This is a genomic window from Enterovibrio norvegicus, assembly GCF_002876705.1.
Lineage (GTDB): Bacteria > Pseudomonadota > Gammaproteobacteria > Enterobacterales > Vibrionaceae > Enterovibrio > Enterovibrio norvegicus_B.
In genome coordinates this window covers 294,726-313,575 of sequence record NZ_MDAG01000007.1, presented here as the reverse complement: position 1 = coordinate 313,575, position 18,850 = coordinate 294,726, and the positions used below count along the sequence as shown (strand labels likewise).

11 protein-coding genes are annotated in these 18,850 nt (G+C 48.0%); 6 read left to right on the top strand and 5 right to left on the bottom strand.

What is annotated here, in order from left to right; all coding sequences use genetic code 11:
* Positions 1–22 precede the first annotated feature (22 nt).
* Complete coding sequence (locus BCT27_RS04470; protein WP_206748020.1) at positions 23–7,528, top strand: VCBS domain-containing protein; 7,506 nt, start codon at positions 23–25, stop codon at positions 7,526–7,528.
* 214 nt (positions 7,529–7,742) lie between these two features.
* Entirely contained in the window at positions 7,743–8,366 is a 624-nt protein-coding gene (locus tag BCT27_RS04465) for a thiol:disulfide interchange protein DsbA/DsbL (RefSeq protein ID WP_102318552.1), read from the top strand.
* 136 nt (positions 8,367–8,502) lie between these two features.
* Here the strand turns inward: BCT27_RS04465 and metC are convergent, their stop codons facing one another.
* Complete coding sequence (metC, locus tag BCT27_RS04460) at positions 8,503–9,693, bottom strand: cystathionine beta-lyase (protein WP_102395152.1); 1,191 nt, start codon at positions 9,691–9,693, stop codon at positions 8,503–8,505.
* A gap of 299 nt (positions 9,694–9,992) precedes the next feature.
* Between metC and BCT27_RS04455 the strand changes: the two genes are divergently transcribed.
* Positions 9,993–10,868 carry a phosphate/phosphite/phosphonate ABC transporter substrate-binding protein gene (locus BCT27_RS04455; RefSeq protein WP_102318554.1) on the top strand — a complete coding sequence of 292 codons (876 nt, stop codon included), beginning with the start codon at positions 9,993–9,995 and terminating at the stop codon, positions 10,866–10,868.
* A 13-nt stretch (positions 10,869–10,881) separates the two neighbouring features.
* Positions 10,882–13,530 carry a hybrid sensor histidine kinase/response regulator gene (locus tag BCT27_RS04450; RefSeq protein WP_102395151.1) on the top strand — a complete coding sequence of 883 codons (2,649 nt, stop codon included), beginning with the start codon at positions 10,882–10,884 and terminating at the stop codon, positions 13,528–13,530.
* A 198-nt stretch (positions 13,531–13,728) separates the two neighbouring features.
* Here the strand turns inward: BCT27_RS04450 and BCT27_RS04445 are convergent, their stop codons facing one another.
* From BCT27_RS04445 to mak, 4 genes are all read right to left on the bottom strand, one after another.
* Positions 13,729–14,211: an NfeD family protein gene (locus BCT27_RS04445; protein ID WP_102318556.1), complete on the bottom strand. Its 483-nt coding sequence runs from the start codon at positions 14,209–14,211 to the stop codon at positions 13,729–13,731.
* Complete coding sequence (locus BCT27_RS04440) at positions 14,211–15,158, bottom strand: SPFH domain-containing protein (RefSeq protein ID WP_017015194.1); 948 nt, start codon at positions 15,156–15,158, stop codon at positions 14,211–14,213. The genes BCT27_RS04445 and BCT27_RS04440 overlap by 1 nt, the downstream gene beginning before the upstream one ends.
* A gap of 269 nt (positions 15,159–15,427) precedes the next feature.
* Positions 15,428–15,961: a dihydrofolate reductase family protein gene (locus tag BCT27_RS04430; RefSeq protein WP_102395149.1), complete on the bottom strand. Its 534-nt coding sequence runs from the start codon at positions 15,959–15,961 to the stop codon at positions 15,428–15,430.
* A gap of 108 nt (positions 15,962–16,069) precedes the next feature.
* Positions 16,070–16,999 (bottom strand): fructokinase, encoded by a 930-nt coding sequence (gene mak, locus BCT27_RS04425; RefSeq protein ID WP_102318559.1) that lies wholly within the window; start codon positions 16,997–16,999, stop codon positions 16,070–16,072.
* 548 nt (positions 17,000–17,547) lie between these two features.
* Here mak and cspE point away from each other — a divergent pair.
* Together cspE and BCT27_RS04415 are read left to right on the top strand one after the other, a co-directional pair.
* Positions 17,548–17,754: a transcription antiterminator/RNA stability regulator CspE gene (gene cspE / locus BCT27_RS04420; RefSeq protein WP_017007742.1), complete on the top strand. Its 207-nt coding sequence runs from the start codon at positions 17,548–17,550 to the stop codon at positions 17,752–17,754.
* 228 nt (positions 17,755–17,982) lie between these two features.
* A complete protein-coding gene (locus BCT27_RS04415; protein ID WP_102395148.1) occupies positions 17,983–18,813 on the top strand; it encodes an AraC family transcriptional regulator in 831 nt (276 codons plus the stop codon).
* Positions 18,814–18,850 lie beyond the last annotated feature (37 nt).

The window sequence follows — 18,850 nt, the reverse complement described above, 5'->3', positions numbered from 1 at the left end:
GCCAACCATTCCGAATGGCATCTTGGCGGGTGAATACGGTTCGCTGACCTTGGTTGACGGCGCATGGACGTACACCGCTGACAGCGCGTCGATCCAATCGCTGGCTGACGGTGATACCGCGACGGATACCATCACGGTGACAGCATCGGATGGTACTACTCAAGACATCGTTATTACCATCGCAGGTACTGACGATGCTGCTGTGGTGACGGGCGATACCACCGGCTCGATTGACCTCAGTCAAGATGGCCCACAAAACCAAGACGTACACATTGCATCCGACACGGATACAAACAACGTGTCGTTCTCACTGAATGATTATGTCAATGATGCTGTTGATGATGTCAGTGACACAGACGATAAAGAAACTGAGATTAAAATCACTAGCCTTCCGGAGGGGGGGACGCTCTACTACATTGATGAAAACAATAACGAAATTGAGGTAGCCATTGATCAAACACTGCCTGATGATGCCAGTTTTGTTTTCAAACCAGATTTAACACCAAGTTTGTCTTTCTCTGCGACACAAGCAAGTACCCATTCAGAAATATCAGGACAAGGGATAACGATAACAGGCTTCTCTTACACTGGGGAAAAACCGGACGGAGACTCTACGTTAACTCAACAAGATATCGTTTCGAGCGCTCTTGGCCTTGGTATAGGCACAGATAAAGAACTATCGAGCAACGACAGTGAAGTTATGGTCATCAGCTTTGATGCAGACGTAACAGACGTCAATCTGAATCTTACTGGACTGGGACTACACTTTTCAGAGTCTTATCTTGTTGGGGCGGATGTTGTTCTATTGGCGATGAAAGATGGACAGCCTGTAGAAGAATTTAACTTTTCCGACCTCCACTCTCAGGATGGCACAGCAACTATTAATATCGAGACGCTAGAAGGTTTCGATGAAATAAGAATGTTTGTTGATAGTGATGTCAATGCAGCCCTTGCTTTGGAAGGCATTGAGGTTGTTGAAGCTGTATCCAACGATTTCAATAGTGACTTTACCTACCAAACCATCGACTCAGATGGGAATATTTCTGAAGAAAATACGGTATCTGTAAGCAATTCTGGGGTAACAACGTCACCAGAAGAAGCAACCCCCGTTACCGTCTCAGGCACGCTATCTATATCTGATGCTGATGATGGACAAACACCAAGTTTCGAAGATACAACCATCGAAGGCATGTACGGTGTACTTGAGCTTGTAGATGGCGAATGGACCTACACGGTCGACCCCGCGGAAGCTGCTGCAATTGGCGACGAAGCGAAACAAGACGTGTTCACACTTGAAGCATCAGATGGCACCACCCAAGATATCGTTATCTCTGTAACAGGTGTCGATGATGCAGCAGTGATCACCGGGGATACCACAGGCAGCATTACAGAGGATGTGGGTGCACAAAGCGTATCTGGTACCCTCAACATTGTTGACCCAGACACCAATCAAACACCGACTTTCGAAAACGAAACCATCACAGGTGAATACGGCACGTTGACTATGGTCGATGGCGAGTGGACTTACACCGTAGATCCTGATGCCGTTCAGTCTCTCGCTGAAGGTGAAGCCGCCACTGACACCATTACTGTCACTGCGTCTGACGGCACCTCGCAGGACATTGAAATTAGCCTCACCGGCACCGATGATGCTGCTCAAATTTCGGGTACAACAACAGGGGCTGTCACTGAAGGTGATATCGGTGATGTTTCAACCGCAACGGGCGAAATCAGTATTGTCGATCCTGATGGCGACCCAGTCAATTTCCCTGATGGAACGATAAGTGGGGAATACGGTTCGCTGACCCTGGTTGATGGCGCATGGACATACACCGCTGACAGCGCGTCGATCCAATCGCTGGCTGACGGCGATACCGCGACGGACACCATCACAGTCACCGCATCGGATGGCACTACTCAAGACATCGTTATTACCATCACAGGTACTGACGATGCAGCAGTGGTAACAGGGGATACCACGGGTAGTATCACTGAAGATGTAGGCGCACAGAGCGTGTCCGGCACACTCAACATTGTTGATCCAGACACTAACGAAACGCCGACGTTTGAAAATGAAACTATCACAGGAGAATTTGGCTCACTGACCATGGTCGATGGCGAGTGGACCTATACCGTGGATTCTGACGCTGTTCAGTCACTCACAGAAGGTGAAGCTGCCACTGACACCATCACAGTGACAGCGTCTGACGGCACCTCACAAGACATTACTATTAGCCTCACGGGTACGGATGATGCAGCTCAAATATCGGGGACAACCACGGGATCTGTATCGGAAGGTGACATTGGGGATGTTGCAACCGCAACAGGCGAACTAAACATTGTCGACCCTGATGGCGACCCGGTTAGCTTCCCTGACGGAACGGTAGGCGGAGAGTATGGTAGCTTAACCCTTGTAGATGGGGCTTGGACCTACACGCTCGATCAAGAAGCCGCCCAATCGCTCAACCAAGACCAAGAAGTGACGGATACGATCACTGTCACTGCGTCAGATGGTTCGACACAAGACATTACGATCACCGTCACCGGCACAAACGATGCCGCTGAAGTATCAGGCACATTTACTGCGAGTGTCGATACTGATGGCTTCAGTTTGAATGCGTCTGAAAGTGGAAACATTCAGGCTGGTGATGCAGAAACCAGCGATAGCAATGGCGCTTGGACGACAACGACAACCACCATCGATGGTGTACCTTACGTCATCTCAACGTCGTTTGGGTACGACGGCACCACCATCATTTCACGTGTTGAAGATGATGGTTCATTGACAGAAACAGACCGTATTTCCTACGACAGTTCTGCAGGTACAGTCACATCTACATCAAGTGGTGATATCACCGATGTGATTGAAAATGCGGGTGTCTCTGTGGGCGCGATGGGGAATGGCCTGACACAATCTAATGTGTCTAACATTGATGGCCAAGATACGTTATTCCTGACGTCACAGAACAGCGGTTCTCTCTCCGCTTGGGAAATCTCTAGCGACGGTACCTTGTCACTGAATGGTGGCCTCACCTTCGGTAACTCACAAACGGGCATTGTCCGTGAAAACGTCACCTTTGAAGCGGATGATGGCACAGAGTATGTCTTCGTCGCACGCCCTCAAGGGGACTCGGTCGACACGCTTACCTATAACCCTGAAACGGGCGAATTCGCTGAAACAGGCAATTCGATTGCGGCAGGTGATTTGGTGTCAGGGGTCGATATTATTACTGTTGATGGTCAGTCCTTCCTCGCATCCAGCAGTGATGATGGCATCAATATCTATTCCGTTGACAGTGCCACAGGAAACTTGACGCTCGTAGACAGCCAGCCTCTTGATCTCAGCGACGGAAATTCCGTTAACTTCTATCAAACAGGTGATGGCACGACATACGCGATTGCATCAAGCGATGGCAGCGACAACGCCTCTATATTTGAAGTCGGTGCGAACGGTTCAATGACACTGACTGACACCGTCTCTGGTGGTGGTGCGTATATGTCATCTGCCGGATACGTAGATGGCGAACCTGTCTTTGTCATGCCAAACGCAACGGAAGGGGTTGATCTCTATACCATCAATGACTCAGGCGACTTGGTGCTTCAAACCACCATCACTGGCATTGAAAATGACAAGACACCACCGGTTATTGTTCAAACATCCGATGGCAGTTACTACCTTGTCGATGGCGATGGTCAGTCAACAACGGTCAAACTCGACTTTGGCAACGACGCAGACATTACGGTGTCTGGCACACTCAGTATTTCCGATGCAGACAGCGATGACTCACCATCCTTTGAGAACACCACTGTCGAAGGAGAATACGGAACACTTACCCTCACAGAGGGTGTGTGGACTTACACGGTAGATGAAACGAAATCGCAATCTATCGGGGAAGATCAGGTCGAAACCGACACCATTACACTGACAGCGACCGATGGTACAACCCAAGACATCGTTATCTCAGTAACGGGCTCAAACGATGCCTCTGAAATCACGGGCGATACCACAGGCAGCGTCACAGAAGATGTAGGTGCACAAAGCGTCTCTGGCACACTCAACATTGTTGACCCAGACACGAACGAAACACCGACCTTCGAAAACGAAACCATCGCGGGTGAATACGGCTCACTGACCATGGTCGATGGCGAATGGACCTACACCGTAGATTCAGACGCCGTTCAGTCTCTCACGGAAGGTGAAGCCGCCACTGACACCATCACAGTGACAGCGTCTGACGGCACCTCACAAGACATTGAAATCAGTCTAACGGGTACTGACGACGCTGCCGTTGTCACTGGAGATACCTCGGCATCCGTCACCGCCAATAGCACGCAGAGTCATACGATCGGCAATGCGTTTGTGATGGACCAAAACGTCGATTATGAAAGTGGCTCTTTCGTCACATGGAGCTTCCCGCCGGAACTCAACTTCAGTGATAGCGGCGTCTCCGTCCAAATCGTTGATAACGACAGTCAGCTCAACAGTGACGACAGCCAAAACGAAACGAGCGAAGACAAAACGCAGTCCATCATTTTGGACGGAGAGGATTACAGCGTAAACGTAGATTACTCTCTCACCTATGAAGACGGAGCAGGTAACACCTACACCTTTGCCGTGGTCGATGTTGACATGAACGGTGATGGCAGCAATGCCGTTAGCGGCACAGAAAGCGGAAAAGTGTTGATTCAACTGGATGGGCCTGAAATCACACCAGAAACATCATTGAGTCTCGTGCCCGATTCATACCAGAACATTAATAGTCTCGAATATTCCGACATTGAGGAAGCTGCAACGGTCTCCGGTACGCTGAACATCACCGATGTGGACGCCGCAGAAGCGCCAGCCTTCGAGAACACAACCATTGAAGGCGAGTATGGCTCCCTGACACTGGTTGACGGTGAATGGACGTATACCGTTGATTCAGAAAAAGCACAGTCTTTAGGAGAGGATCAAACCGCAACAGATACCATCACACTGACGGCAACAGACGGCACCACACAGAACATTGATATCACTGTGTCAGGTGTCGATGAAGTCGCGGTGGTCAGCGGTGACACGACAGGCAACATTTCTACCGTTGATCAAACAACCGTCGAAACATCTGTCACTCGCGGAAGCGAAGGGATGTGGGAAACCAGCGGTGGTGATTCAATGACGCTGGACTTTAGTCACGTCACAACCAGCGCATCCTATGACAACTCTGTTGGTTACTACGTACTCGATGCGGAAGGCAATGTACTTCGTGCAGAAATCATATTTGACGACGCACATGACGTCACCAGTGCAACGGCGAATATCAACACCGAAGGCGGAGAGAAAGTCGGCCTGTTTATTATCCCTGATGGTGACAGCAAAGGTTTCAATGCTGGCGAAGTCACCCTCAGCTTTGGCAGCAACGGTGTCACTGCATATCAAGGCTACGCATCGGGCACAACGCTCGTGTCTGAGTCTTCGAAAAATGGCAACGGCTTCGACTATGAATCTAACTCTGGCAGCAGTTCGTCATGGGAAGATATCGTTGGTGGCGGCGATCGTGATTTCAACGACGTGTCCTTTACCGTCAACGCAAGCCAAGACGTTACACAAAACATTACCACCAGCGGTTCAATTACCATTTCTGATGTTGATGAAGGCCAAACGCCGACCTTGCCGAATACGACCGTTGAAGGTGAGTACGGATCACTGACCTTGGTCGATGGGGAGTGGACATACACATTGGATCCAGAGCTCGGCGTTGCAGTGGGTGAGGAATCCATTGATACCATCGTTATCACCGCTTCTGACGGTAGCCAACATGAAATCGTGATTTCGATTGCGGGCACAGATGACGCACCAGTGGTCAGCGGTGTGTTTACAGGCGTCGTTAACGAAGGAGACCTCGGCGACACCGTCTCTATCAGTGGTTCCATATCGATCACAGATGTTGATTCAGACGACACACCAGAGTTCCAAGACACCACAGTAACGGGACAGTATGGTTCATTGGACTTAGTCGATGGCGTCTGGACTTACACCGTTGATAACGAGAAAACCCAAGAACTCGATACCGGCAGTTCTGTGAAAGACACCATCACGCTGACCGCGTCAGATGGCACCACACAAAACATCGAAGTCACGGTACAAGGGACGGATGATGCACCGTTCGTGGTGGGCACAAACAGTGCCGCCATTGTTGCACCTGAACCTGTTTCAAATGACTTCATTGAGATCAACAATGGCTTCATCCTGAACGAAGGTTATTCGTTTGATAGCGGCGACATGCAGTACTACGGCAATGAACCCACGCTGAACTTTAACCAAGCGGGGCAAACAATCCGTATCTATGATGAAGACGGCACCTTGGATGGTGACAACTATTACAATGAATATGTTCAGGATACGAGCCAAAAAGTCGAAATTGGCGGTGTCATGTATACCGCCACCTATGACTACCAACTCGACTATCAAGATAGTGCCGGCAACATCTACACCTTCGCCGTTCTGGATGTCGATTTGGATGGCGATGGATCGTTCAAGTATGACTCGAACGAACAGGGTAAGATGATCATTCAGATCGACGGCCCTGAAATCACCCCTGGAATGTCGATGGATTACCTCCGCGACACACCAAACCAGGGACGCACAATGTCCTATGAAGACATTGCGGTGGATACAGCGGCGGCGGCGGCATCAGTAACAGGTCAACTATCACTGACGGATGTGGATGCTGGAGATTCCCCATACTTTGCTAACAACACTGTAGAAGGCAGCTACGGCTCACTGGAATTGGTGGACGGAAGCTGGACCTACACCCTCAACCCAGATTCAACCTCGCACCTTCAGCACAATGACATTGTCACGGAAGTGATCACGCTAACTGCATCTGACGGTGTCACACAAACAGATGTGAACATCACCATTGGTGGTTCAGAAACGGCCTTGGCGGTAAATTCACATTCGATGACCAGTGAGAGCATGTCAGACGTCATTTCGTTGGATGACATCACTTTCACTGGCAGTGATGGTGACGACAAAATCGCTGGAAGCGATGCCCACGATGTGCTCCTCGCACAAGCTGGAGACGATTTAATCTTGGGCAATGGGGGGAATGACATCCTGGACGGCGGTTTAGGCAATGACATTCTTGTGGGTGGTGAAGGTAATGACACCATGGCTGGCGGTGCGGGCGCAGATACGTTTGCTTTCTTACGCGGCGACCAAGGGTCAGCATCAGAACCTGCAACAGACCATATCACTGACTTCGACACACAAAATGATGCGCTTAATTTGTCAGACCTCGTTCAAACGGAAGCAACCGAGAGCATGGAAAGCTATCTTTCTTTGATGGACGACGGTGAAGGCAACGCGACACTCAGCATTTCTTCTCAAGGTGATGGCAACGTCGATCAAAAAGTGGTGTTCGACAACATGAGTGTTGAAAACATGGCAGATGCCTACAGCGTCGACATTGCAGGCATGACATCAGAACAAGTCAGCTCTTCTGTCATCGATGCCATGATCGCGCAATCTAAGGTGATCATCGACTAGCGTCTCTATTTACCATAAGTGTTGCTCCGAATAGCGCTCAACTAAGAAGCGCCTTGCGCTAACCTTGGCCAGTCAGCCCCCTGACTGGCTTTTTTCTTTCTGTTGACGAAGGTTTACATTCTACCCCTGCCCCTTTCAGACAACGCGCGATATAATCTCTGCTTATTTGCGGTCACCAGGCCGTCGACTCGACAACCTAGGCGAATACTTTTCCATGAAACTAAAACAACTTTTCGTGCCGATCCTTGCCGTTCTTGCCCTTTCTGCATGTAGCGATGAAGCGCCAACAAGCCAAGTAGAAAAATACACAACACTCGAAACGCCAGTGAAGGTTGCCGATCTCGCACCTGTGACCGAAGTGTTCAGCCTTTCTTGTGGTCATTGCCGCTCAATGGAAGACGCCATTCCCGCGATTGAAGAAGCTGCCAGCGTTAAAATTGGCAAAGCACACGTTACCTTCAATGAAAGTGCCACCTTTGCCGCCTTGATTTACTACGCAGCAAGCACTCAAGAAGATGGCAACCCGCCGAAAGACTTGGTTGAAGCCCTCTTTAAGTATGTTCAGGAACAACAAACCGACTCCGCTGAAGATAACAAACGCCTGTTGGGTGACGTGTTTAAACAATATGGCCTAACAAGCCCTTATGACTTAGACGAAGCGCAACAAGCCAAACTGTTTACTGCGCTGGAACAAGCTGATGCACTCACCGTGCAATCCGGTATTAACTCTGTGCCTACTTTCTTGGTAAAGGGCAAGTACGTGGTAAATACCAGCGCTCACGACAGTGCAGAAGAGCTTGGTGCAACGTTGAAAATGCTGCTGAATAAAGCGGATTAAACACGTTTCTATCTCGGTTCTTAAAGATCAGAGTTCTTAAAGATCAAAGCTCTTAAAGATCAAAGCTCTTAAAGATCAAAAACGGCGCAATCAGCGCCGTTTTCATTTCTACATGGTCTCTTTGGCGTCAACAGTACTACTGCGCTAATCGCGCAAAGCCCGCGTCCAAATCGGCAATCAAATCTTCCACATCTTCTAGGCCAATATGAAGGCGAACCAAGGTGCCCTCAAAATCGACAGGGCCAGCAGGACGGATAGCATTCAACTCTTCTGGCTGGTTAGCCAGAATCAGTGACTCATAACCGCCCCACGAATACGCCATGCTAAAATGGGTAAAATTATCGAGGAAGTTCGCCACTTGCTCAGCAGAGAGTTTGTCTTTCAGAATAAACGAGAACAGACCGCAGGCACCGGAAAAATCACGCACAAAATGTTCATGTCCGATAGAACCTTCCACGGCAGGGTGATTCACACGTGCAACTTCAGGACGTGCTTTCAACCACTGAGCAATCGCAACGCCGTTTTCATGATGCTGCTTTAAGCGCACACCCAGGGTTCGCAAGCCACGAGAGGCCATGTACGCGGTATCCGCATCGACCATCTGCCCCATGAGGTAAGAACGTTCGCGTAAGGTTTCCCATGTACGAGCGTTGGCAACAGCGGTGCCTATCATGGCATCCGAATGACCAATGATGTATTTCGTACCGGCTTGCACTGAAATATCAATGTCGTGGTCTAGCGCTTTGAACAATATTCCTGCAGCCCACGTGTTATCCATGATGATCACAGCATCTGGGTTTTTCGCGCGAACGGCGCGAACAATGGCAGGAATGTCTGGCACTTCCATGGTGATAGAGTTCGGAGACTCAAGGAATACCACACTTGTTGATGGGGAAACCAGTTCACCGATACCTGCACCAAGCATAGGATCGTAATAGGTGGTTGAAACGCCAAGGCTCGCCAAAATGTCGTCACAAAAGGCCTGGGTCGGCTCGTAAGCACCGCCCGTCATCAATACGTTGTCGCCAGTTTTGACAAAAGAAAGCATGGTATTCGCAATGGCAGCGGCACCACATGGATACAATACACACCCTGCTCCACCTTCCAATTCCGCCATGGCATCTTGAAATGAAAAGTGCGTTAGCGTGCCTCGACGTCCATAAAATAATTCGCCCTCACCACGTTTCGCTGTCGCCGCTTTTTTCTGTTCAACAGAGTCAAACACAATGGATGAAGCGCGTTGGATAACACTGTTAACACTGCCTTGGCAGTATCGCTTATCACGTCCCGCAGAGACCAATGTTGTATTAAGTTTTTCAGACGACATAGTTGTTCCTTATTCCCTAACCTTTGAACCGACTCTCAGAGCCGTTATTCCTCTTTCCATGATGGCAACAGAGTACCTCAGAAGCGCCCCGAATGCAGCGCGATATCGTCTTTCAATAGTCATCTTATGTGCATGATTCAACACTAAGTCGTGGTTTCTAACACCATGACCATAAGACATCTCCATTCACCATTTGCGTTGATGGTGAGAGCCAGCCTCCATCACCAGGACGGAAAACATCATAAATGAGACTGTGTACTATATTTATTGCATATCAATCTGGGAATGAGAGTTAGTTAATGAGATCAATCAGTAAAGGATGCCAGCAGACAGCGTTAACCCTCAACTGGATGCCCTTTATTTTTGCCCTATTTTTCGGGCTCATCAGTCTTCCCGCTCATAGCGCGATTAACAGCCAAGGTAAAAACGTCTTGGTGTTCGGCGTTGTGCCTCAACAATCATCTGCCAAGCTCATTCGAAATTGGGGACCGTTGCTCAAAGAAATCAGTGAGTACTCTGGGTTAACACTTCGTTTCGCGACCGCGCCAAACATACCTGAATTCGAGAAACGTCTGGCAGAAGGCAAATATGACGTGGCTTACATGAACCCTTATCACTTTACGGTATTCAACGAGGCACCTGGCTATTCAGCACTGGTACACGCTAAAAACAAACGCATTAAAGGCATATTGGTGGTAAAGAAAGGAGAAAGCATTGAAAAGCTCACCGACCTAGATGGTAAAAATATTGCCTTTCCTGCCCCAGCTGCATTTGCGGCGACGTTACTTACACAAGCAGTACTGAACAACGAAGGCATATCCTTTACACCTCATTACGTCGGTTCTCATGATTCCTCTTACCTCGCGGTTGCCGACGGTTTGTTTGATGCGGGAGGCGGTATTATCAGGACCCTTGGCGCAAGCTCAGACGAAACAAAAAATCAGCTGAATGTTCTTCATATCACCCAAGGCTTCACCCCGCATGCCGTTGCAGCGCATCCTTCGTTAGATGAAGAAACAAGGCAGAAAATCGTTCAGGCCTTCTTTGAACTCAGTGAGACCAAAAAAGGTAAAGCCGCGCTAAAAACGCTCAACATGAAAGGGTTCAAGGCCGCAAAAGACAGCGATTGGGATGATGTAAGGTCGCTAAATCTTTCCGTCATTTCCGCAAAGTAACGCGACGATACGTATGTCGTTTCGCTTAAAAACCATCATAGGTATCGCCCTGATCGAACTGGTATTGCTCGCAATACTGGTTTTTTCGGGTTTGAATTGGTTACGGGGTTCAAACGAGCAACAAATTGAATTAGATGGCGAGTTGCTTTCCAGCACATTTGCTATTGCTACTCGCGATGCCATCATATCGACTGATCTCGCTAATCTGAACGCATTCACGCAAGACGCCATCGCCAACAAAAACATTGTTTATATCAACGTGAAAAATGACGAAGGCAGACTCCTTGCCGGCGCGTCATCCCTGCCAGACGATAAGCACACACCAAACTATGACCAACGCCCTTCTGAATCCGAGGATGACATTTACGATATCCGCACGGATGTTGTGATAGACGAATGGAAGGTGGGAGAAATTGAGTTCGGTTTGAATGTATCTTCCTTCAATGCACTGCTTTACAACGCTCAAAAATACGCAGTCGCGATTGCCGCGCTCGAAATTGTGTTGGTAGCACTTTTTTCATTGGCCTTTGGTTCGCTTCTCACCAAGCAACTCTTGAAACTGCAAACTGGCGCAAAACGCATTTCAGAAAATGGGCCTGGCGATACTGTTCCAGTAAAAGGTAACGACGAAGTGGCGCAGGTAACGCGTGCGTTCAATGACATGTCGATAGCACTTGACCACTCCTATACCGAGATTTCTCATGAGAAAAATCGCTACAAGGTGCTGGCAGACCAAAACATGATGCTGGCGGAAATTGTAGAGCAAAGTCATGAGGCCATTTTAGTCACCAATAAAGAAGGCAAAATTCAGCGCGTAAACCATGCATTCAGCGAGATATTTGGGTACAAAGAAGAAGGCATTTTAGACAAAAGGATCATGCCATTACTCTTCAGGCAAAGCATGGATACCTCCCCCGCACATTGCATTTCAGACGCGATTGAGAACGCCAGCATTGCCATGGTAAAAGCGCAGTGTCTGAATCACGAAAACGTGGCATTTTGGACGGAAATTACGGTTTTTCCGATAAAGAATTATTCAGGTACCGTGGAAAGGCTCGCCTTTATCGTGCGAGACGTTACCGACAACCACGAGTTTGAAACCAAGCTCAAAGAGGCGGTAACCCGAGCAGAATCCGCCACCAAAGCAAAATCCGAATTTCTCGCTAATATGAGCCATGAAATTCGAACACCGATGAACGGCATTATCGGCATGTCTGACATGCTGCAAGAAACACCGCTTAACCGTGAACAACAGGGTTTCACCGATATCATCAACTCCTCTGCCAGAGATCTTCTCTACCTGCTCAACGACATCCTCGATTTTTCAAAACTAGAAGCACAGAAACTGTCGCTCCAAGAAGAGTATTTCTGCTTGAGAAAAGTGGTAGAAGAAACCATGACCATGATTTCCATTGATGCGGCGAAGAAAGATCTCATGCTGGCTATTGATATAGACCCCGCGTTGAAAACGGAAGCTTATGGCGACGGATTTCGGTTAAGGCAAATACTCAACAACCTGCTCGTGAATGCTGTGAAATTTACCGAACACGGATACATTAAGCTCATCGTTACTGGCTCCGAAGACCTGGCCAAGAACCGCGTCGATTATACGTTTTGCATTGAAGACTCAGGCATTGGCATTCCAGAGTCAAAAATCAACAACATTACCAACGCCTTCCAACAGGTAGATGGAACAACATCTCGCAGGTATGAAGGCACAGGGCTCGGGCTTGCGATCACACAGCGCTTGTTAACGCTGTTCAACGGCACGCTACACATTGAATCGAAAGAAAATCATGGTAGCCAATTCTGGTTTACCATCCGTCTTCCTTTGCTCGGCGAGAACCGCTCCACCAAATTTGCCCTTGATGGTAAAAATATCGCCATTATCAATGCAGACCCTTTGCACCGCGCCATTTTCAACCGATATTTCGCACATTGGTGTGCCAACATCCAATACTTGAACAACCCAGAAAGTGTATCCAAAGGGCAAACGCGTTATGACGTCGCCATCGTGTTGCTCTCAAACAATGTGAGTTTGCCGCCTTCCATTACCTGCCCGGTGATCGGTGTGACACCTCATATTGAAGACAGAACACCACATATTGAAGATGCAGGCATTACTCTGATATCAAAACCTATTCGTATGCACGTGTTGCTGCGAGAAGTGCTGCACGCCTTAAACCAAAAACCGTTGCCGATGCTGGAGCCGTCATCAGACAGTTACCGTCCGCGATTCCCTGATAAAATCAAGAAAATGTCCATCGTGGTGGTGGATGACATTTCTTACAACCGTGAAGTTATTCGGGTTTATCTCTCTGAGCTTGAACCCAATATTCAGTTTTTGTCTAATGCGCAGCAAGCCTTTGAGCAATACAAACATCGCCCCTTCGATATTCTGCTGACAGATGTTTCCATGCCAGATCGCGACGGCTATGAACTCACCCAACAATTACGACGTTATGAACATGAGCATCAGATTCCACCCGCCAGCATTGTCGGCCTTTCCGCTCACGCTGGCCGCCAAGATTTCAATCGTGCGATAGAAGCAGGCATGGACAGTTACCTCACCAAGCCCATTGTGAGAGAGGATCTGACCGAAGCGCTGATAAAAGCTTGCAGAGCACGACAAGCGTTTCTCGCTAATAACGCGCAGTCATAAAACACACAGCATTTTTATAGCCAAATAACCTGAAGATGCAGGATTCAGCGAGTTTGACTGGCGCATTGATAGCCTCTGAATACGAGCATCTTCAGGTCGCTTGGGTATAGTTACTCTATTTTTGACACAAAAAAGCCCCCCAATGTGTTGGGAGGCTTTAAAGTAAGTGGCATTAACGGTTTAGCCGCAGCTACATCTTCAGTTGGCAGGCTCGACCGTAAACTTACCGACATCAACGGCAATCACCTTTACAGAATCACCTGCTTCGAGCTGCGCGTCTTTGAAAGCCGGACCCAGAACTAATTTCCAGCTCACTCCAGAATACTTCACCGTTGCTGGTGTGTTTGCATCCATCGGAGTTTCAAGCTCAAAGACCAGACCAATGAGATCGCTGTGAATGTTAAATTCACGGCTTTCGCCTTTCTGCATGCGTTTCATCGGCCCCCAAAGAGCAGCGGTCAGCACCCCTGCACCAATGCCTGAGCCCGAGATAACACCCACGATCGTCGCAGGTAAAATGCCCACCCAAACCAGCACACCCGTGGTGATGGTCGAGAGGCCTAGCGCTAGCAGAACAATGGTGGATAATCCCAACACCCATATTTCTACGATCAGAAAAATGAGTCCAATGATGATGGTGACTTCCGCCAAATTATCTTGAAGATAACTGACTACATCCATTAAGACCTACCTGCATTCAAGGTGTTAATAATGCTCATGGATTCAGCAACAAGGGCTGCTGCGCCCGTTGAGCTATCAGGGAGAAGCACCACAGAAGATTCTTTCGCGATGGCTTTTTTCGCTTCAATGGCTTTATCGGCCAGATCAAGCTGGATCGCTTTTTGACCTTCAGGCGTTGCCGCTGTGCGACCCACCACTTCCAGTGCTTCGGCTTGTGCTTGTGCAACCGCAAGAATCGCCTGCGCTTCACCTTCTGCTTTTAGGATTTGCTCAGACTTTTCCGCTTCTGCTGCCAGTACGCGCGCTTGTTTGTGACCTTCAGCCACGTTGATTTCAGATTGACGCGCACCTTCAGACTCTAGAATTACAGCACGTTTTTCACGTTCTGCCTTCATTTGACGTTCCATCGCGTCCAATACTGAGCGCGGTGGATCGATGTCTTTGATCTCATAACGCAATACTTGAACACCCCAAGGCACAGCAGCTTCGTTGATGGCACTGACAATGGCCGTGTTCAGATTTTCACGCTCTTCAAACGTCTTATCTAGCTCCATACGGCCAATTTCTGAACGCATCGAGGTTTGCGCAAGTTGCGTCACTGAGAAGATGTAATCATCAACCCCATAACACGCCTTCACCGGATCCAGCACTTTCAGGTAAAGCACACCGTCAACCACCAAGGAGATATTGTCGCGGGTGATCGCGGATTGGCTCGGCACATCAAACGCTTGCTCTTTCAATGTACGTACGTACGCAACACGGTCGATAAACGGAATCAGGATATTCAGACCCGCTTCCATGGTTTTATTGTATTTGCCGAATCGCTCAACAATGTACGAGGTATTTTGAGGCACGAATTTCACGGCACCGCGCAATACGATGACGATCAAAACCGCAAGAACGACCCAAGTACTGAGGATCGTGGGGAGGAGCGCTAAAATTTCCATTTTTAAATTTCCTAGCCAGAGAATTTAACACCAGCATACCGAAAATCATCATGTCTTTTTACTTGCAGATTAAGATTTTAGGGGTAATCAACAAAAATAACGAAGAGGTCACCTTAGCGTGTTTAGGAAGCGAGATTCCAACGGCGAAAGTGCCAAAAAAGAACATGATAGGGAACAAAAAGAGAGACGAGAAGGAGGGAAAACCAAGCAGAACCGGACGTCCTGCTTAGTAGAAGGCATGTTGTCAGTGCAAAATATTTCTTATGCCCTTATCTCTCACGCACAAAGGTATTTTTAACCAAACAATTCAGTAAAGGCGCTGCATTGATATGCTTGAATTTCAGCGGCTCAGCTAAGTCACCAAACAGAGGAATTCCGCCGCCCAACAAAACAGGGATCGTCGTGATGATGAGTTCATCAATCAAATCTTGCTTTAAAAAGCCCTGCACCGTGACACCACCGTCAATGTACAGATTGGCATAGCCTTGTTCATTCAGCGCACGGACAACATCCTTTAGGTCACCGTTTACCAAGAATATCTTGTCTTCATAACCCGCAGGCACAGACGTCAAGGTGTTCGACAACATGAAAACAGGTTTGGTATATGGCCAATCGCAGCCGAAGCTCAATACCATCTCAACGGTGTTTCGCCCCATGACAATGGCATCAATGCGGTCCATAAATGCGCTAAAGCCCAAATCAGAACCTTCTGGGTTGGGAATGTCATGCAGCCAGTCAATGCGGTTGTTTTTGTCAGCAATAAAGCCATCAAGGCTCGTTGCGATATAAACGATGTTAGACATAAGCGATTCTCGCGCCATTAAAAAGTACGGTATACAAAAAAGCGTGGGCATTTGCACCACGCTTTTTACAAAACACACATTTTAGTTATTCAAGTGACGTTCTTTCGCTTACCAAAGCCACGCTGCGCCGCGAACGCCGCTTGAATCACCATATTTTGCTTTTACAAGCGGTGTCGCACATTCGCCGCCCAGCACCCATTGCGCCATGAGCGGTGGAACATTGGTGTAAAGACGCTCAACGTTCGACATGCCGCCGCCCAACACAATCACATCAGGGTCAAGCATGTTCACCATGGTGCCTAGTGCTTTCGCAAGACGCTGCTCATAACGCACCAAACACGCTTCCGCTTCCGCATCGCCTTGTTTGGCGAGTTCGACAATTTCAGCACCTTTAAGGCTTTGGCCAGTCGTCAGCGCAAAATCTTTCCAAAAACCCGTGCCTGAAAGAAAGGTTTCAATACAACCCGGTTTGCCGCAATAACATTCGATGTGTTCAGCGTGGTGGCGATCAACATCGTTTTGCCAAGGCAATGGATTGTGTCCCCATTCACCTGCAACACCGTTTCCACCCACGTGCACTTTGCCGTTTAGCGCCAAACCACCGCCACAGCCTGTGCCAATGATCACGCCATAAACCATGCCTTTTCCTGCACCTGCGCCATCGACGGCTTCAGAAACCGCCAGACAGTTTGCATCATTCGCAATGCGCACTTCACGCCCCATCAGTGCTTTTAGGTCTTGATCAAGAGGCTGGCCATTCAGCCACACTGAATTGGCATTTTTTACCATACCCGTCACAGGTGAGAGCGTACCGGGAATGCCCATACCAACAGTGCACGTTTCCCCGACCGCTTTTTCTGCATCGTCAACGAGCCCTTTAATGGCTAAAAGTGTGGCTTGATAGTCATGTTGTGGCGTAGGTACACGCTGTTGGAAGACCTGTTCACCTTGATCGGTGAGCACAACCGCTTCAATTTTCGTTCCGCCTAAATCGATCCCTATTTTCACCAGTTCCTCCGTCTCTCGACCCGCGAGCATGTTCAATACTTCATCCTAAAACTAAGCATATCGGGAGATACGCTTTAGCAATGAGACCCTAACTAAAAAGATGGTTTTTTGTTCTGTAAGGACGCCTCAATTATCAGAAAGATGACAGTTATATGAAACTTAATTGTAGATTTGTCCTGTTAAATTCCTGATTCCTAAAATAAATGTAGCTTTCCATTTAAAAACCGAGATATGTCTCACTTTCTTTTCCCTAAAATAAGTCTATTTTTAAAGCGTGCACTAATTTGTCATTGATTGCGGTGTATTTCACAGCATGAAGTGACAATTCGCACAAGATTGCGCAGTGAAATCTACGTGTTATATACATGTAGATTTGCTGTGCTAACATCGTTCGGCCTGGTTAATAGAGCTCATTATGCTGCAATTGAATACACACTTCGTTACACCCTACCTTCGCAAAAGTAAGTTGTCCTGAAGTCCTGAAGATATTCGCAACATTTGACACCATAAGTGATTCATTAATAGGCTACATGCGCAAGCGCAAAAATCAGTAAGTAGAAATATATTCAGGAGACAACATGTCTAAATCTACAGGTACCGTGAAGTGGTTTAACGAAGAAAAAGGTTTCGGTTTCATTCAACAAGAAAATGGACCAGACGTTTTCGTTCACTTCCGCGCTATCACTGGCGATGGTTTCAAAACTCTGGCTGAAGGCCAACAAGTAGCATTTGAAATCGAACAAGGCCAAAAAGGCCCACAAGCTGCAAACGTAGAAAAAGTATAATTTTTCTTCACGCAGAGAATTTAAAAGGATGCCTTATGGCGTCCTTTTTTACGTTTTAGGCTTTTCTTTTTTCTTTGTCCTTTCTTCCTCTTCTTCTCTGGCTATCCAGATTGCTCCCCTGTACATCACCGAAATGCGAAAAATTGGCGCGAAAAACCGCAAGAATGTACAAAACATTTATTGCTAACTTGTTTACACTGAGCAATACGACAGTCATAAAGGTGTGCAATGGAATCTGCTCACTACAATTCGTCTCCCTTGCTTGGCGGGTTGGAGATACTGCAAGCGACGTACGATAAACAAAACTTTTCGCGGCATACTCACGAAGGGTATACCGTGGGCGTTATTCAGCATGGCGCACAACGTTTCTGGCGTAACGGCGCTTATCATCTTGCCCCTAAAAACAGCATCATTTTGGTCAATGCAGACCAAATCCATGACGGTCATGCAGCAACAGACGGTGGTTGGTCTTATCAGGCGATGTATCCAACAGAAGCACAATTCGAAGCCGTCGCAAAAGATTTGGGGTTGACCTCAAACACGCCCTATTTCCCTTTTGCAGTGGAACACGATCAACGGTTAGCCAATCAGCTTCTTCAGCTGTTTACATTGCTTCACGATAATCAAGACACTTTGCTAACCGAAACCTATACGCACCATGTTTTGCTGTCTTTGCTGTGTCGCTATAACAAACGTCAGCAAACGCCGAAAAATACGGTCAAATTGGGAGAGCAACTTTCAACGATACGCGACTACCTCCACCAGCATTTTGCGTATGCCATCGCGTTGGAAGATTTAAGCGAGCTCTCCGGCGTCAGCCCTTACCATCTGGTTAGGCAATTCAAAGAAAAGTACGGTCTGCCACCACACGCCTATCAAATTCAGCTGCGCGTGAGACACGCTCAGCAATTGATGAAATCGGGAATGTCGCTCGCAGACAGCGCCATCGCAAGCGGGTTTCACGATCAAAGCCACCTTCATCGACATTTCCGACGTGCCATTGGTGTTACTCCAAAGCAATATCAGCGCGCAATTTCGTACAATTTTCCCGCCGCATAAATCGGTATTACTTTATCTCCCGAACAGTAAAAGATGC

Bases quoted from the DNA above. Each gene is read 5' to 3' on its own strand.
- mak (WP_102318559.1), bottom strand. From the start codon at position 16,999: ATGCTCGCGGGTCGAGAGACGGAGGAACTGGTGAAAATAGGGATCGAT.
- BCT27_RS04450 (WP_102395151.1), top strand. From the start codon at position 10,882: ATGTCGTTTCGCTTAAAAACCATCATAGGTATCGCCCTGATCGAACTG.
- cspE (WP_017007742.1), top strand. From the start codon at position 17,548: ATGTCTAAATCTACAGGTACCGTGAAGTGGTTTAACGAAGAAAAAGGT.
- metC (WP_102395152.1), bottom strand. From the start codon at position 9,693: ATGTCGTCTGAAAAACTTAATACAACATTGGTCTCTGCGGGACGTGAT.
- BCT27_RS04465 (WP_102318552.1), top strand. From the start codon at position 7,743: ATGAAACTAAAACAACTTTTCGTGCCGATCCTTGCCGTTCTTGCCCTT.
- BCT27_RS04440 (WP_017015194.1), bottom strand. From the start codon at position 15,158: ATGGAAATTTTAGCGCTCCTCCCCACGATCCTCAGTACTTGGGTCGTT.
- BCT27_RS04445 (WP_102318556.1), bottom strand. From the start codon at position 14,211: ATGGATGTAGTCAGTTATCTTCAAGATAATTTGGCGGAAGTCACCATC.
- BCT27_RS04430 (WP_102395149.1), bottom strand. From the start codon at position 15,961: ATGTCTAACATCGTTTATATCGCAACGAGCCTTGATGGCTTTATTGCT.
- BCT27_RS04415 (WP_102395148.1), top strand. From the start codon at position 17,983: ATGGAATCTGCTCACTACAATTCGTCTCCCTTGCTTGGCGGGTTGGAG.
- BCT27_RS04455 (WP_102318554.1), top strand. From the start codon at position 9,993: ATGAGATCAATCAGTAAAGGATGCCAGCAGACAGCGTTAACCCTCAAC.